This window comes from Kitasatospora sp. NPDC053057 (assembly GCF_044546945.1).
Taxonomy (GTDB): domain Bacteria; phylum Actinomycetota; class Actinomycetes; order Streptomycetales; family Streptomycetaceae; genus Kitasatospora.
In genome coordinates, this window is sequence record NZ_JBITZP010000006.1 from 134477 (window position 1) to 149880 (window position 15404).

Below are 15404 nucleotides of genomic sequence, written 5' to 3' on the forward strand. Positions count from 1 at the left end.
CGCCACCCTAGCCGCCCAGGTTAGGCGACGTTGACCCTCTGCCCCGGCGGGGCCGCCTCCAGCCAGGCCAGGAAGCCGGTGAGCGCGTCCTCGCTCATCGCCAGCTCCAGCGGCGCCCCGTTGTGCAGGCAGCGCAGCACCACCGAGCCGGAGAGCAGCGCCAGCTCCTCCTGGCCCTCCGGGTAGCGCCGGCCGAGCACCTCGATCTCCCGGCGGGGCAGCACCTTGCGCGGGCGCGGGGCGTACGAGAAGACCCGGAACCACTCGATCGAGTCGCCGCTGTACCGGCCGATACCAAAAACCCACCCCTTGCCGTCGGTCGGGGGGACCGGGGCTGAGGTGGGTTTGCCGTTCTCGTCGAGGTCGGGCTGCGTCGAGGCGTCGGCGGGCATTTTGAGCCGGTAACTGCAGTCGAACGTGCCGCCGACCCGCTGGATCAGGCGGCGGCGTACGGCGAAGGCCATCAGGCCGATCACTCCCAGCGCCACGACCGCCGCACACACCACAAGCGCGAGGACCATGCTCACCTACCTCCTCGCTACCCGCGTTCCCCGTTACGGTCGTACCAGACGACCGCGCTGACCTACCAACTACGACGACAGTCCCGGGGTCACGCTCGCGCGTCCCCGGGACCGTCGGTCGACCCCGCCAAGTCGGGGTCCGGCACACTCAGGCGTGGGCCTTGAGGCCGCGCGCCGCGAACAGCCGGACCTCGGCACGCCGCTCGGCGTGCGCGTCCAGGTCCGACTTGGCCTGCTCCAGTGCGCGCTCGGCACGCGCGACGTCGATCTCGTCCGCCAGCTCGGCGATCTCCGCGAGCAGAGACAGCTTGTTGTCGGCGAAGGAGATGAAGCCGCCGTGCACCGCGGCGATGACGGTGCCGCCGTCCACCGTGCGGATGGTGACCGGGCCGGTCTCCAGCACGCTCAGCACCGGGGTGTGGCCCGGCATGATGCCGGTGTCACCGGAGGCCGTACGGGCGACGACGATGGTGGCCGCACCGGACCACACCTTGCGGTCGGCTGCGACCAGCTCGACGTGCAGCTCAGCCAACGTGGGCTCCTAGGCTCATGCAACGCCCGATTACTCGGGAGTTTCGGTAAGAATAACGGCCCCGCGCCTCCGGCATGAAACCGGCGGCACGGATTTGACCGGAATCACAGCCGATGTGCCGCGAGGGGTGGTCCCCAGGCTCGGGGGCCACCCCTCACGGTCACTCAGCTGCTACCGGCCGCGATTACTTCTTCGCCAGCTCGGCGGCGTTCTTCTCGAGGTCCTCGATGCCACCGCACATGAAGAAGGCCTGCTCCGGGACGGAGTCGTACTTGCCGTCGGCGATCGAGTTGAAGGCCTCGATGGTCTCCGACAGCGGCACGGTCGAGCCCTCGACACCGGTGAACTGCTTCGCCACGTAGGTGTTCTGCGAGAGGAAGCGCTCGATGCGACGGGCGCGGTGCACCGTGATCTTGTCCTCTTCGGACAGCTCGTCCATACCGAGGATGGCGATGATGTCCTGGAGGTCCTTGTACTTCTGCAGGATCCCCTTGATACGGAGGGCCGTGTCGTAGTGGGTCTGCGCGATGTACCGCGGGTCGAGGATGCGGGACGTGGAGTCCAGCGGGTCGACGGCCGGGTAGATGCCCTTCTCCGAGATCGGACGCGACAGAACGGTGGTCGCGTCCAGGTGGGCGAAGGTGGTGGCCGGGGCCGGGTCGGTCAGGTCGTCCGCGGGGACGTAGATCGCCTGCATCGAGGTGATCGAGTGACCGCGGGTCGAGGTGATGCGCTCCTGCAGGAGGCCCATCTCGTCGGCCAGGTTCGGCTGGTAGCCCACCGCGGAGGGCATGCGGCCGAGCAGGGTCGACACCTCGGAACCGGCCTGGGTGAACCGGAAGATGTTGTCGATGAAGAGGAGCACGTCCTGCTTCTCGACGTCACGGAAGTACTCCGCCATGGTCAGCGCGGACAGCGCGACGCGCAGACGGGTGCCCGGCGGCTCGTCCATCTGGCCGAAGACCAGCGCGGTCTTGTCCAGAACGCCCGAGTCGACCATCTCGTCGATGAGGTCGTTGCCCTCACGGGTGCGCTCGCCGACGCCGGCGAACACCGACACACCACCGAAGTTCTCGGCGACGCGGTAGATCATCTCCTGGATCAGAACGGTCTTGCCGACACCGGCACCACCGAACAGACCGATCTTGCCACCCTGGACGTACGGGGTGAGCAGGTCGATGACCTTGATGCCGGTCTCGAACATCTCGGTCTTGGACTCGAGGTCCTTGAAATCGGGGGCCTTGCGGTGGATCGGCCACCGGACCTCGACCTGGGAGTCGAACTCCGCCTGGTCGACGTTCAGCACGTCACCGAGGGCGTTGAAGACCTTGCCCTTGGTGATCTGGCCGACCGGCACGGAGATCGCGGCACCGGTGTCGGTGACCTGCGAACCGCGGACCAGGCCGTCGGTCGGCTGCATCGAGATGCCGCGGACCAGGCCGTCGCCGAGGTGCTGGGCGACCTCCAGGGTCAGGGTCTTCTTGCCCGAACCGTCGGGGTTCTCGACCTCGACGTGCAGGGCATTGAACATCTCCGGAATCGCGTCGACGGGGAACTCCACGTCGACGACCGGGCCGATGACCCGCGCGACGCGGCCCGTCGCCGTGGTCGGCTCAACAGTGGTGGTCATACTCATTCGCTCCCGCGGCTCGCGTCAGCGAGCGCGTTGGCGCCGCCGACGATCTCGCTGATTTCCTGGGTGATCTCGGCCTGACGGGCCGAGTTGGCAAGCCGCGTGAGCGACTTGATGAGCTCGCCGGCGTTGTCCGTCGCGCTCTTCATCGCGCGGCGGCGGGCGGCGTGCTCGGAAGCGGCCGACTGCAGCAGCGCGTTGTAGATCCGGCTCTCGACGTACCGCGGCAGCAGCGCGTCGAGGACGCCCTCCGCCGACGGCTCGAAGTCGTACAGCGGGAAGATCTCCGACTTGGCCGGCGTCTGGTCGCTGAGCTGGACCTCGTCCAGCTTCAGCGGCAGCAGCCGCGCCTCCACCGCGTCCTGCGTCAGCATGGACACGAACTCGGTCGAGACCACGTGGAGTTCGTCCACGCCGCCGTCCTCGGTCGTGAAGGCCTCGATCAGCTCGGCCGCCACCGTCTTCGCGTCGCCGTAGGTCGGCTTGTCCGAGAAGCCCGTCCACGAGTTCCCCACCGCCAGGTTGCGGAAGGTGTAGTACGACAGACCCTTCCGACCGACGATGTAGGTCACGACGTCCTTGCCCTCGCCGCGCAGGCGCTCGGTGAGCGTCAGCGCGGCCTTGATGGCGTTGGACGAGTAACCGCCGGCCAGGCCGCGGTCCGCCGTGATCAGCAGGACGGCCGCGCGCGAGGCGTTCGGGTTCTCGGTGGTGAGCGGGTGCTTGGCGTTGGACCGGGTGGCCACCGCCGTCACCGCCCGGGTGAGCTCATCGGCGTACGGAGCGGAGGCCGCCACCGCGCGCTGCGCCTTGCCGATGCGCGCCGCGGAGATCATCTCCATCGCCTTGGTGATCTTCTTCGTCGCGGTGACAGAGCGGATCCGGCGCTTGTAGACCCGAAGCTGTGCTCCCATGGGTCGTTACGTCCTTTCCCTCGCTACCGGACTCAGGCCTGCTCGGAGAGCAGCTTGCCGTCGGCGGTCTGGTAACCCTGCTTGAAGGCCTCGATCGCGCCGGTCAGGGCGTCGACGGTGCCGTCGGCCAGCAGGCCGGTCTCGACGATGCCGGCCAGCAGGTCCTTGTGCTGCAGGCGGACGTGGTCGAGGAACTCGCGCTCGAAGCGGCGGATCTCGGCGACCGGGACGTCGTCCAGCTTGCCGGTGGTGCCGGCCCAGATGGAGACGACCTGCTCCTCGACCGGGAACGGCTGGTACTGGCCCTGCTTCAGCAGCTCGACCATGCGCGCACCGCGCTCCAGCTGGGCCTTGGAGGCCGCGTCCAGGTCGGAGCCGAAGCCGGCGAAGGCCTCCAGCTCACGGTACTGGGCGAGGTCCAGGCGCAGACGGCCGGCGACCGAGCGCATGGCCTTGATCTGGGCGGAGCCACCGACGCGGGAGACCGAGATACCGACGTTCACGGCCGGGCGGATGCCGGCGTTGAACAGGTCGGACTCCAGGAAGCACTGGCCGTCGGTGATGGAGATGACGTTGGTCGGGATGTACGCCGAGACGTCGTTGGCCTTGGTCTCGATGATCGGCAGACCGGTCATCGAGCCGCCGCCCAGGGCGTCGTTCAGCTTGGCGCAGCGCTCCAGCAGGCGGGAGTGCAGGTAGAAGACGTCACCCGGGTAGGCCTCGCGGCCCGGCGGGCGGCGCAGCAGCAGGGAGACGGAACGGTAGGCCTCGGCCTGCTTCGACAGGTCGTCGAAGATGATCAGGACGTGCTTGCCGTCGTACATCCACTCCTGGCCGATGGCCGAACCGGTGTACGGGGCGAGGTACTTGAAGCCGGCCGGGTCGGAGGCGGGAGCGGCCACGATGGTGGTGTACTCCAGCGCGCCGGCCTCCTCCAGGGCGCCGCGGACGGACGCGATGGTGGAGCCCTTCTGGCCCACGGCGACGTAGATGCAGCGGACCTGCTTCTCCGGGTCGCCCGAGCGCCAGTTGTCACGCTGGTTGATGATCGTGTCGACGGCCACCGCGGTCTTGCCGGTCTGGCGGTCGCCGATGATCAGCTGGCGCTGGCCGCGGCCGATCGGGGTCATCGCGTCGATGGCCTTGATGCCGGTCTGCAGCGGCTGCTTGACCGACTTGCGGGCCATGACACCGGGGGCCTGCAGCTCCAGGGCGCGACGGCCGCTGGCGGCGATGTCGCCGAGACCGTCGATCGGGTTGCCCAGCGGGTCCACGACGCGGCCGAGGTAGCCGTCGCCGACCGGAACCGAGAGGACCTCGCCCGTGCGGCGCACGGTCTGACCCTCCTCGATGCCGCCGAACTCACCGAGGACGACGACACCGATCTCGCGGGTGTCGAGGTTCAGCGCGAGGCCGAGCGTGCCGTCCTCGAACTTCAGCAGCTCGTTCGCCATGACCGAGGGCAGGCCCTCGACATGCGCGATGCCGTCCGCCGCGTCAGTGACCGTGCCGACCTCTTCCACAGAAGCGGCGTCCGGCTGGTACGACTGGACAAAGTCGGCCAGCGCGTCCCGGATCTCCTCCGGACGGATCGTAAGCTCCGCCATCAGGCTTCCCTGCTCTCCTAGTTTGCGATCCTCGGCCCGCCATTGAGGGCCGCAAGTACTCGACTCTCGGCCGGGTCGTATGAACCGGCCGTACGTTTTGCCGACTCCTTGGGGAGCCGGTTTCCCGACCGAGGGTCGGATTTGCTGCTCTGTTTGCTCAGCCTTCGAGCGACTGGCGAGCGCCTTCGAGGCGGCTCGACACGGTGCCGTCGATGATCTCGTCGCCGATCTGCACCCGGACACCACCGACGACCTCGGGGTCGACGTCGATGTTCAGGTGGACCTGGCGGCCGTACATCCGACCCAGAGCACCGGCGAGGCGCTCCTTGTGGGCGTCCGACAGCGGCACCGCGCTGGTGACCAGGGCCACCATGCGGTCGCGGCGCGCGGCGGCGAGCTTCGAGTAGGACTCGAGGCCCTGCTCCAGGCTACGGCCACGCGGCGCGTTGACGAGGGCGGTGACCAGCCGGACGGTGCCGGCGTTGGCGCGGCCGCCCAGCAGCTTGTCGACCAGCTGGGCCTTCGCGGCCGCACCGGCCTTCGGCTCGGTCAGCGCGGCGCGCAGCTCGTGCGAACCGCTCACCACCCGGCCGAAGCGGAACAGCTCGTCCTCGACGTCGTCCAGGGCGCCGGCCTTGTCCGCGGCGATGACCTCGGCGTAGGCGGCGAGCTCCTCGGCCGCGTCCACCAGGTCGCGCGAGCCCGACCAGCGGGAGCGGACCAGGCCGGAGACCAGGTCCACGGTCTCGCCGGAGACCTGACCGGTCAGCAGCGAGGTGACCAGCTGGGCCTTGTCCTGGCCCGACCGGGACGGGTCGGTCAGGACGCGGCGCAGCGACACCTCACGGTCCAGCACGGCCGTGACGGCGGTGAGCTCCTCGGCGAGCTTGGCCGCGTCCACCGAGGTGGAGTCGGTCAGGCTGTCGAGGTTCTGCCGACCGGCGGCAAGCGCCTCGCGGCTGGCGCCGATCACTTGGCCGCACCCTGAGCAACGGTGGCCTTGGCCTCCAGCTCGTCCAGGAAGCGGTCGATCACGCCGCTCTGCCGGGCGGAGTCCTCCAGGGACTCACCCACGATGCGGGAAGCCAGCTGGGTGGCCAGCGAACCCACGTCCTGGCGCAGGGCGGCAGTCGCCTGCTTCTTGTCGGCTTCGATCTGGGCGTGACCGGCGGCGACGATGGCCTCGCGCTGACGCTGGCCCTCCTCGCGCATCTCGGCGAGCTGGGCGGCACCCTGCTCGCGAGCCTGCTCGACGATCCGGGCAGCCTCGTGGCGCGCCTCGGAGAGCTCGGCGCGGTACTGCTCAAGCAGGGCCTGGGCCTCGGCCTGAGCGGCCTCGGCGCGCTCCATGCCGCCTTCGATGGCGTCCCGGCGCTCCGACAGCACCTTCTCGATGCTGGGGAGGAGCTTCTTGCCGAGCAGACCGAAGACGATGAAGAAGCAGAGCAGGCCGATGATGACCTCGGGCCACGCGGGAAGCAGGGGGTTCATCTTCTCCCCCTCTTCCGCGAGCTGAGCCGCGAAACTCATATCTGGACCTTCCTCGAAAGGGTCTAACGGCGGGGAATTACTTGCCGGCGCCGAAGACGAACGGCATGACGATGCCGATGAGGGCGAGCGCCTCGGTCAGCGCGAAGCCGATGAACATGTTGGAGCGGATCAGGCCGGCAGCCTCGGGCTGACGGGCCATGGCCTGGACACCGTTACCGAAGATGAGACCAACACCGATGCCGGGGCCGATCGCGGCGAGGCCGTAACCGATCGAGGCGACGGAACCGTAGACCTCAGCGAGGTTCTGCATTTCAGCTTGTCCTTTGCGGGGTGGTGGACCGGTGGTGGTTGGCCACCGGGCGTTCGGGAGGGGTGGCAGCCGAGGCTGCGAGGCTCAGTGCGCTTCTTCCAGAGCACCGGCGATGTAGCTGCTGGCCAGCATCACGAAGATGTAGGCCTGCAGGAACTGGACCAGCAACTCGAAGGCGGTCAGGCCGACGGCGACCACGAAGGAGGCCGAGCCGTAGAGCGCGCCCAGGGTCGGGCTGAGCAGGTACCAGGAGGCGATGGAGAACATCACGATCAGCAGGTGGCCGGCGAACATGTTCGCGAAGGCTCGGACCGCGAGCGTGAAGGGGCGCACGAAGATGTTCGAGAAGAACTCGATCGGCACCAGGATGAACATGACCCAGCCGGGGATGCCCGACGGCCAGCAGAGGTTCTTCAGACCGCCGACGAAGCCGTGCTTCTTGAAGGTCAGCGTCATGTAGGTGATCCACACGACCGCGGCCAGACCGGCCGGGAACGCGATCGACGCCGTCACCGGGAACTGCGCGAACGGGATGATCGACATGATGTTCATCAACCAGACGAAGAAGAACATCGAGACCAGCATCGGGACGTACTTCTCGCCCTTCTTGCCGATCGTCTCCATCACGATGGAGCGCTTGACGAAGTCGTAGCCGATCTCACCGACCAGCTGCAGCTTGCCGGGAACCAGGCGCGGCTTGGCGAAGGCGGCCCAGAAGAACACGACCACCAGCAGCGCGACGATGATCGACAGCAGCATCGGCTTGTTGAAGTCGATGCCACCGACCGAGAAGATCGGCTTGAACTGGAACTCGTTCAGACCCGGGGCCGGGAAGCCGCAGCCAGCGTCCCCGAAGTGGCAACCGCCTGAGGCGAGGGGCGTGAGTTCAGCACTCACCACGGACTCCTTCGTCGTGACGCATGATTACGGCAACCTCGGTGTGTCGGCGTGGCCTGCGACCACGGAGCGGCACTGGAACTTGATGGGTTTCTCGCCGACCCCGCCCGGCGGTGCGCTGCACCGCGGCGGGATCATCGAAGACTGCGCGGGTCCGGGGGGCGATCCGTCCAATGACCGGACAGACCTGGCCTCTTCCCGTACTCCGTTGTTGCGACGGACGATAGCAGCCCGTCAGCGCGGCATAAACACCGCCCCCCTCGTTGGGGGGACAGTCAGGCCTCGTCACGGTTGACGACCCTTGTCCGAGGGCTTGTCACCCTTGTTTTCCGAGGCGTTGGGGTCGACGTAGAAGGTCTTGGCCTTGAGCGCACCGCGCACCTGGAAGCCCGTCCAGACCAGGACGCAACCGATCAGCGTGAAGGCGAAGGCCTGACGGTTGAAGAGTTCGGTGTCCCTGAAGACCAGTAGGACGACCGCCACCAGCAGGATCTGCGTCATGTAGACCATGAGCGCCGCGGCCATCATGATGTGCGGGTTCGACCTGGTCAGCCGGTCGAGCGCGACCTGGCCGGAGGCGAAGAAGGCCATCACGAGCAGCGCACCGATGAGGGCGCCGAGCAGGCCCTTCCCGCCGGCGACGGCGAAGGAGATCGCCATGGCGATGATCCCGGCGACCGCAGTGGGAATCGCGGCGCCTCGGAGGATCCGGGCGTCGGTGGACGGCATGTCGGCAGCTCCGGCGGCATGTCGATGTGGCGGGGGACGGGCACAGATGGTGGCGGGGTGTCACCGGACCGAGTGGCCGCCGCCGGGCCGCCCGCGAGTGCGGCGGTCCCGTCGAGGGAGACCGACTGGGGACGGAAGTCCTCCACCTGTCAGGTCTTTCGGCGTGTTCTCGGTACTCGTGAACGGTATCACAAACTATTTGATGAGAGCTTTACCATGAATGTGTGGCCCCTGTCACACTGACGGCCCAGCGGTTCCGCCGTACGGGTGAGCCCATTTGACGGAGCGTCAACTCGGCCGTCACCGGCGGCCGGTGGCCTTGTGGTGGTCGGAGGGTGCGGACGAGCCCCGGCTGGCTTCACCGAGAAGTTGCTTGTCCTTTGCCGACAGTTCAGCCATCGGGGCGGCGGACGACCGCCGCCGGTACCGCGGCGGGACGAAGGACTGCACCGCCCGGGGGGCCCGCGGACGGAACCGCGGGGTCAGCAGCACCACCAGGCCGACCAGGCAGAGCCCGGCGAGGGTCAGCACCACCGTGCGGCCGGTGTTGGTCACCGAGAAGGCGACCGTGCCGAAGGCGATCAGCGCGGCCCAGAAGTACATGATCAGTACGGCGCGGCTGTGCGAGTGCCCGACCTGGAGCAGCCGGTGGTGCAGGTGGCGCTTGTCGGCGGCGAACGGGGACTGGCCGGCCCAGGTGCGGCGCACCACCGCGAGCAGCAGGTCGGCCAGCGGCAGCGCGATGACCGTCAGCGGCAGCAGCAGCGGGATGTAGATCGGCACCAGGGTGTGCACGGTGGCGGTCTGCGAACCGGTCTCGCTGTTGATCAGGTCCGGGTCGACGCGGCCGGTGATCGAGATCGCGGCGACGGCCAGCATCAGGCCCAGCATCATCGAGCCGGAGTCGCCCATGAAGATCCGCGCGGGGTGCATGTTGTGCGCCAGGAAGCCCAGGCACATGCCGATCAGCAGCACGCTGAACAGCACGGCGGGGGCCGCGTCGGTGATCGCGTAGCCGTACCAGAGCCGGTAGCTGTACAGGAAGAAGGCGATCGCGGCGATGCAGACCATGCCGCCCGCCAGGCCGTCCAGACCGTCGATGAAGTTCACCGCGTTGACCATGACGACGACCAGGGTCACCGAGATGACCATGCCCTGGGTCGGGCTCACCGCGACCGAGCCGACCCCGGGCACCGGGAGGCTGATCACCGTGACGCCCTGCCACACCATCACACCGGCGGCGATCATCTGGCCGCCGAGCTTCACCAGGGCGTCCACGCCCCACTTGTCGTCGAGCACACCCAGCAGGAACATGATCCCGGCGCCGGACAGCAGCGCGCGGATGTCACTCCCCCCGTTGAACACCTTGCTCAGGTTGTCCAGCTGCGAGGCGACCAGGATGCCCGCGCACAGCCCGCCGAACATCGCGATGCCGCCGAGCCGCGGAGTGGGCTCGCGGTGCACGTCGCGGGCGCGGACCGGGGGCATCGCGCCCGCCGCGATGGCGAACTTCCGGACCGGGCCGGTCAGCAGGTAGGTGACGGCGGCGGTGCAGAACAGCACCAGCAGATACTCACGCACCACTGGCCTCCTGCATCACTGTCGAACGGGGAGGTACCGAAGGTACTCCCCTGCCTTCCCGGGGTTCGAGGTGCGTCGCCACGGCACACACCTTATTGAGTCGGACGCCCGGGACGCGCATCGCGGTTCGCTCTCCCGGGTAAGAGAGCCGGATACCCGTCGGCGGCACCTCTCGACCGGTTCGCCCGCCGGCGCCCACTCACGCCCCTCAGCCCCGCTGTGCGAAGGCCGCCGCCAGCTCCCGGACCCGCTGCGCGACCGGCCCGGGCGCATCCCCGGACAGCAGCCGGGCGATCAGCGCGGCGATCTCGACCAGCTCCGCCACGCCCATCCCCTGGCTGGTCACGGTGCCCGTGCCCAGCCGGATCCCGGAGGCATCGGCGGCCGGCGCCGGGTCGTACGGCAGTGCGCACTTGCCGAGCAGCAGCCCGGCCGCGGCGCAGCGCCGTTCGGCCTCCGCGCCGGTCACGCCGAGCGGACTCACGTCGGCGGTCACCAGGTGGGTGTCGGTACCGCCCGTCAGAGGGCGCATTCCGGCCTCTGCGAGCCCCCTGGCGAGCGCCTGCGCCCCGGATACCGTCCGCTCCGCGTACGCCCGGTAGGCGGGCGTCCCGGCCTCCGCGAGGGCCACCGCCTTGCCGGCCACCTCGTTCATCGCCGCGCCGCCCTGGCTGAACGGGAACACCGCCCGGTCGATCCGCTCGGCCAGCTCCGCCGTGGACAGCAGCAGGCCCCCGCGCGGGCCGCGCAGCAGCTTGTGGGTGGCCGCCACCGTGACGTCCGCGTACGGCACCGGGGAGGGTGCCACTCCGGCCGCGACCAGGCCGGTGGTCTGCGCGACGGAGGCGATCAGATAGGCGTCCACCTCGTCGGCGATCTCCCGGAAGGCCGCCCAGTCCGGGTGCCGGGGGTGGGAGATCGAACCCGCCACGATGGCCTTGGGGCGGTGCAGCCGGGCCAGCTCGCGCACCTGGTCGAGGTCGATCAGGCCGTCGCTCTCGCGCACGCCGTAACCGGTGAAGGCGAACCAGCGGCCGGAGAAGTTGGCCCGTGAGCCGCAGCTGAGGTGGCCGCCGTGCTCCAGCGACATCGCCAGCACTCCGTCACCCGGCCGCAGCAGCGCCGCGTAGGCCGCCAGCATCGCCGAAGTCGCCGACCTGGGCTGGACGTTGGCGTGCGGGGCGGAGAACAGCTGGCGCGCCCGGTCGATCGCCAGCAGCTCCGCGGCGTCGGCCAGCGCGCAGCCGGTGTGGTGCCGGCGGCCGGGGTAGCCCTCGGCGTACTTGTCGATCAGCGGCCCGGTCAGCGCCGCCAGGACGGCCGGGCTGGTCAGGTTCTCCCCCGCCAGCAGCTGGATCGTCTCGGCGCGCCGCTCGGCCTCGGCGGCCAGCAGGTCGGCGATCTGCGGATCCGCCCGGTGCAGCGCTTCGGACGCCCACGGGCGCCCCCTCGTCGTCGCGGTCGAACCGGTCGCGGCATCGGTGACGGTCATGACAGGGCTCCCGGGCGCTGCAGGGACGGTCCACCCAGCGTAGGACCGTCTCGGCCACCCGGCTCGGCGGCGCAGGGCCGTTCGGCCCCAGGGCGGGCCCGAAGGGGGGCCTGGGCCCTAGCGGGGCGGCTGGACGCCGGTGAGCGCGGTGACCACCGGGTCGACCGCGTGGAATATCTCCTCGCCGCAGTTGCGGAACATGCCGATCGGGGCCCCGTACGGGTCGTCCACCTCGTCGGACTCCGGGGTCGCGGCCAGCAGCCAGCCGCGCAGCGCGGCGGCCGCCCGGACCAGGGCGCGGGCCCGCTCGGTGACGTCGGCGCCGCGGCGCGGGTCGGGCAGGGTGCCCGGGTCGATCGTCCGCACCAGGCGGGTGAACTCCTTCAGCGTGAAGGTGCGCAGCCCCGCCTCGTGGCCCATCGAGATCACCTGGGCGCGGTGGTCCAGGGTCGCGGTGAGCACCAGGTCGGCCTCGACCACGTGCTCGTCCAGCAACTCCCGGCCGGTGAAGCCGCCGCTGTCGGCGCCGTACTCGTTGAGCACGGTCGCGGCGTGGTCCTCCATCGGCGCGCCCACGTGGCCCCAGGTGCCGGCGCTCTCGACCAGGATCCGCCCGGCCACCCGGGGGCTGAGCCGGGTGTCCAGCTCACGCCGGGTGAGCCGCTCGGCTATCGGCGAGCGGCAGATGTTCCCGGTGCAGACGAAGAGGATCCGGAAGTGGTCCAGCGGCCTGGGCCCCACGCTCAGGTACGGCGCTATGCCGGGCCCGTCGTGGAGCGAGGCGGTGGGCGTCAACTTCCGGCCTCCAGGTCGGGGACGACCTCCCTCAGCTGCTCGATGCTGATCGCGCCGGCCCGCAACAGGACCGGCACCTTGCCGGTGACGTCGACGATGGACGAGGCGGTGGCGTGCTCGGCCTGCCCGCCGTCCAGGTAGACCGAGATCGCGTCGCCGAGCTGGGCCTGCGCCTCGTCGCAGGTCGCCGGGGACGGCCCGCCGGTCTTGTTGGCGCTGGAGACGGCGAGCGGGCCGGTGGTGTTCAGCAGCTCGATGGCGACCGGGTGCAGCGGCATCCGGACCGCGACGGTGCCGCGGGTCTCGCCGAGGTCCCAGCGCAGCGAGGGCTGGTGCCGGGCGACCAGGGTGAGGCCGCCGGGCCAGAAGGCGTCGACCAGCTCCCAGGCCTGCTCGGAGAAGTCGGTGACCAGGCCGTGCAGGGTGGTCGGCGAGCCGACCAGGACGGGCGAGGGCATGTTGCGGCCGCGGCCCTTGGCGGCCAGCAGCTCACCGACGGCCTCCGGGGAGAAGGCGTCCGCGCCGACACCGTAGAGGGTGTCGGTGGGCAGCACGACGAGTTCGCCGCGGCGGATGGCCGAGGCGGCCTCGCGCAGGCCGGTGGCGCGGTCCCCGGCGTCGGCACAGTCGTAGCGGCGGCTCATCGGTGCGGTCCCCTTCCGAAATGGCTCATGACGTTCACGGCAACAGCGGTCTTCACAGCGCGGCTTTGCGCGCGGTCGTGCTGCGTTGGATGTTCACAACCCGACCCTTCGGGCGGTTGTGCTGCGTTGGATGTTCACAACCCGACCCTTCGGGCGGTCGTGAAGCGCGGCCGGTTGTTCAGGTCGCGGTGGTCGGCGGTGTCCGTCCAGCCGCGTTCCTCGTTGAAGATCCACGGCACCTGGCCGCCCTGCTGGTCGGCGTGCTCGATCACCACCGCGCCACCCGGGCGCAGCAGTCGGGCGGCCACCCGCTCGATGCCGCGGATGGTGTCCAGGCCGTCCTCGCCGGAGAACAGGGACATCTGCGGGTCGTGGTCGCGGGCCTCGGGCGCGACGTACTCCCACTCGGTGAGCGGGATGTACGGCGGGTTGGAGATGACCAGGTCGAAGCGGCCGTCCCAGGAGCGGTCGTCCTCGAAGGCCTTGGTGGCGTCCCCGGCGTGCAGGGTGACCCTGGCCCGGTCCGGGCTGGCCTCGATGTTGCGCCGGGTGTACTCCAGCGCCCCCTCGTCGAGTTCGAAGGCGTGCACGGTGGAGCGCGGCAGTTCCTGGGCGAGGGCGAGCGCGATGGCGCCGGAGCCGGAACACAGGTCGACCACCAGCGGCTCGGCGACGTCCATGTCGCGCACCGCGTCTATCGCCCACTCGACGACCGACTCGGTCTCCGGCCGGGGCACGAACACCCCGGGGCCGACCTCCAGTTCGAGGTAGCGGAAGAACGCCCGCCCGGTGATGTGCTGCAGCGGCTCGCGGGCCTCGCGGCGCGAGACCGCCTCCCAGTAGCGGGCGTCGAAGTCGGCGTCCTTCACCGTGTGCAGCTGGCTGCGCTTGACGTGGTGGACGTAGGCGGCGAGTTCCTCCGCGTCGAAGCGCGGCGACGGCACGCCGGCCGCGGCCAACCGCTGGGTGGCCTGGGCCACCTCGGCGAGCAGCAGGTTCATCCGTACGACCTCTTGTTTCTGCGCTCCGGCTTCAGGCTTGCGTCGGGCTGGGGCGCGCCGGTCTCAGTTCTCTTGGGCCGCGGCGAGCTTGGCCGCCGCGTCCTTGTCGACGCAGGACTGGATCACCGCGTTCAGGTCGCCGTCCAGGACCTGGTCCAGGTTGTACGCCTTGAACCCCGTGCGGTGGTCCGAGATGCGGTTCTCCGGGTAGTTGTACGTCCGGATCCGCTCGGAGCGGTCCACCGTACGGACCTGGCTGCGACGCGCGTCCGAGGCCTCACGCTCGGCCTCCTCCTGCGCGGCGGCCAGCAGCCGCGAACGCAGGATGCGCATCGCCTGCTCCTTGTTCTGCAGCTGGCTCTTCTCGTTCTGGCAGGACGCCACGATACCGGTCGGCAGGTGGGTGATCCGGACCGCGGAGTCGGTGGTGTTGACCGACTGGCCGCCGGGGCCGGAGGAGCGGTAGACGTCGATCCGCAGGTCGTTGGCGAGGATCTCGACCTCGACCTCCTCCGCCTCGGGGGTGACCAGCACGCCCGCCGCGGAGGTGTGGATGCGGCCCTGGGACTCGGTGGCGGGGACGCGCTGCACGCGGTGCACGCCGCCCTCGTACTTCAGCCGGGCCCAGACGCCCTGGCCGGGCTCGCTGCTGCCCTTGGTCTTCACGGCCACCGAGACGTCCTTGTAGCCGCCGAGGTCGGACTCGTTGGAGTCGATGATCTCGGTCTTCCAGCCGATCCGCTCGGCGTAGCGCAGGTACATCCGGAGCAGGTCGCCGGCGAACAGCGCGGACTCCTCGCCGCCCTCGCCCGCCTTGATCTCCAGGATGACGTCCTTGTCGTCGCTCGGGTCGCGCGGGACCAGCAGCAGGCGCAGTTCCTCGGTCAGCTCCTCGCGGCGCGCCTCGGATTCCTTCACCTCGGAGAGGAACTCCGGCTCCTCGGCGGCGAGTTCGCGCGCGGCCTCGATGTCCTCGCCGGCCTGCCGCCACTGCCGGTAGACCCGGGTGATCGGGGTCAGCTCGGCGTACCGCTTGGCCAGCTTGCGGGCGTTGTTCTGGTCCGCGTGGACGGACGGGTCGGCCAGCCTCGTTTCGAGGTCGGCGTGCTCGACGAGGAGCTCTTCGACTGCCTCGAACATGGGGGCCTTCTTCCCGGGGACTCGGAACGTGTGGGGGTTCGGAACGGTGGAACTGTGGAACGCGCGCTGGGACGCGAACGGCGCCGGTCCCCAGCGCCCCCGACAACGAGTACGGGG

General features: G+C 69.8%; 16 protein-coding genes. All 16 read right to left on the minus strand.

The window, feature by feature from the left end:
* Positions 1-20 precede the first annotated feature (20 nt).
* The 16 genes from ACIG5E_RS09495 to prfA all read right to left on the minus strand — a co-directional run bounded on the left by ACIG5E_RS09495 (position 21) and on the right by prfA (position 15287).
* Positions 21-521, minus strand: a complete 501-nt coding sequence (locus ACIG5E_RS09495) for a DUF2550 domain-containing protein (RefSeq protein ID WP_030057523.1) — start codon at positions 519-521, stop codon at positions 21-23.
* A 148-nt stretch (positions 522-669) separates the two neighbouring features.
* Positions 670-1053: a F0F1 ATP synthase subunit epsilon gene (locus ACIG5E_RS09500; RefSeq protein ID WP_030282045.1), complete on the minus strand. Its 384-nt coding sequence runs from the start codon at positions 1051-1053 to the stop codon at positions 670-672.
* A 184-nt stretch (positions 1054-1237) separates the two neighbouring features.
* A complete protein-coding gene (gene atpD, locus ACIG5E_RS09505; RefSeq protein WP_396532641.1) occupies positions 1238-2683 on the minus strand; it encodes a F0F1 ATP synthase subunit beta in 1446 nt (481 codons plus the stop codon).
* 2 nt (positions 2684-2685) lie between these two features.
* On the minus strand, positions 2686-3600 hold the full coding sequence (locus ACIG5E_RS09510) for a F0F1 ATP synthase subunit gamma (RefSeq protein ID WP_396532642.1): 915 nt from the start codon (positions 3598-3600) through the stop codon (positions 2686-2688).
* A 32-nt stretch (positions 3601-3632) separates the two neighbouring features.
* Positions 3633-5207 carry a F0F1 ATP synthase subunit alpha gene (gene atpA, locus ACIG5E_RS09515; RefSeq protein WP_360254007.1) on the minus strand — a complete coding sequence of 525 codons (1575 nt, stop codon included), beginning with the start codon at positions 5205-5207 and terminating at the stop codon, positions 3633-3635.
* A gap of 157 nt (positions 5208-5364) precedes the next feature.
* Positions 5365-6180 carry a F0F1 ATP synthase subunit delta gene (locus ACIG5E_RS09520; protein ID WP_396532643.1) on the minus strand — a complete coding sequence of 272 codons (816 nt, stop codon included), beginning with the start codon at positions 6178-6180 and terminating at the stop codon, positions 5365-5367.
* Positions 6177-6737, minus strand: a complete 561-nt coding sequence (locus ACIG5E_RS09525) for a F0F1 ATP synthase subunit B (protein ID WP_396532644.1) — start codon at positions 6735-6737, stop codon at positions 6177-6179. Before ACIG5E_RS09525 ends, ACIG5E_RS09520 begins: the two co-directional genes overlap by 4 nt.
* A gap of 37 nt (positions 6738-6774) precedes the next feature.
* A complete protein-coding gene (atpE, locus tag ACIG5E_RS09530) occupies positions 6775-7008 on the minus strand; it encodes an ATP synthase F0 subunit C (protein WP_350504378.1) in 234 nt (77 codons plus the stop codon).
* A gap of 84 nt (positions 7009-7092) precedes the next feature.
* On the minus strand, positions 7093-7905 hold the full coding sequence (gene atpB, locus ACIG5E_RS09535) for a F0F1 ATP synthase subunit A (RefSeq protein ID WP_396532646.1): 813 nt from the start codon (positions 7903-7905) through the stop codon (positions 7093-7095).
* A 285-nt stretch (positions 7906-8190) separates the two neighbouring features.
* Positions 8191-8634, minus strand: coding sequence for a hypothetical protein (locus ACIG5E_RS09540; RefSeq protein ID WP_396532647.1), 444 nt, complete (start codon positions 8632-8634; stop codon positions 8191-8193).
* Between the two features lie 300 nt (positions 8635-8934).
* Positions 8935-10215: an MraY family glycosyltransferase gene (locus ACIG5E_RS09545; protein WP_396532648.1), complete on the minus strand. Its 1281-nt coding sequence runs from the start codon at positions 10213-10215 to the stop codon at positions 8935-8937.
* Positions 10216-10423: 208 nt separating this feature from the next.
* A complete protein-coding gene (glyA, locus tag ACIG5E_RS09550; protein ID WP_396532649.1) occupies positions 10424-11707 on the minus strand; it encodes a serine hydroxymethyltransferase in 1284 nt (427 codons plus the stop codon).
* A gap of 117 nt (positions 11708-11824) precedes the next feature.
* A complete protein-coding gene (locus ACIG5E_RS09555; protein ID WP_396532742.1) occupies positions 11825-12466 on the minus strand; it encodes a protein-tyrosine-phosphatase in 642 nt (213 codons plus the stop codon).
* 32 nt (positions 12467-12498) lie between these two features.
* Positions 12499-13146, minus strand: coding sequence for an L-threonylcarbamoyladenylate synthase (locus ACIG5E_RS09560; RefSeq protein ID WP_396532650.1), 648 nt, complete (start codon positions 13144-13146; stop codon positions 12499-12501).
* Between the two features lie 134 nt (positions 13147-13280).
* Positions 13281-14147, minus strand: a complete 867-nt coding sequence (prmC, locus tag ACIG5E_RS09565) for a peptide chain release factor N(5)-glutamine methyltransferase (protein ID WP_030282077.1) — start codon at positions 14145-14147, stop codon at positions 13281-13283.
* Between the two features lie 63 nt (positions 14148-14210).
* A complete protein-coding gene (prfA, locus tag ACIG5E_RS09570; protein ID WP_396532651.1) occupies positions 14211-15287 on the minus strand; it encodes a peptide chain release factor 1 in 1077 nt (358 codons plus the stop codon).
* Positions 15288-15404: the final 117 nt, after the last annotated feature.

Coding starts and splice junctions, on each gene's coding strand:
- ACIG5E_RS09495 (WP_030057523.1), bottom strand. CDS start 521: ATGGTCCTCGCGCTTGTGGTGTGTGCGGCGGTCGTGGCGCTGGGAGTG.
- atpD (WP_396532641.1), bottom strand. CDS start 2,683: ATGACCACCACTGTTGAGCCGACCACGGCGACGGGCCGCGTCGCGCGG.
- ACIG5E_RS09510 (WP_396532642.1), bottom strand. CDS start 3,600: ATGGGAGCACAGCTTCGGGTCTACAAGCGCCGGATCCGCTCTGTCACC.
- atpA (WP_360254007.1), bottom strand. CDS start 5,207: ATGGCGGAGCTTACGATCCGTCCGGAGGAGATCCGGGACGCGCTGGCC.
- ACIG5E_RS09525 (WP_396532644.1), bottom strand. CDS start 6,737: ATGAGTTTCGCGGCTCAGCTCGCGGAAGAGGGGGAGAAGATGAACCCC.
- atpE (WP_350504378.1), bottom strand. CDS start 7,008: ATGCAGAACCTCGCTGAGGTCTACGGTTCCGTCGCCTCGATCGGTTAC.
- ACIG5E_RS09540 (WP_396532647.1), bottom strand. CDS start 8,634: ATGCCGTCCACCGACGCCCGGATCCTCCGAGGCGCCGCGATTCCCACT.
- glyA (WP_396532649.1), bottom strand. CDS start 11,707: ATGACCGTCACCGATGCCGCGACCGGTTCGACCGCGACGACGAGGGGG.
- ACIG5E_RS09560 (WP_396532650.1), bottom strand. CDS start 13,146: ATGAGCCGCCGCTACGACTGTGCCGACGCCGGGGACCGCGCCACCGGC.
- prmC (WP_030282077.1), bottom strand. CDS start 14,147: ATGAACCTGCTGCTCGCCGAGGTGGCCCAGGCCACCCAGCGGTTGGCC.
- prfA (WP_396532651.1), bottom strand. CDS start 15,287: ATGTTCGAGGCAGTCGAAGAGCTCCTCGTCGAGCACGCCGACCTCGAA.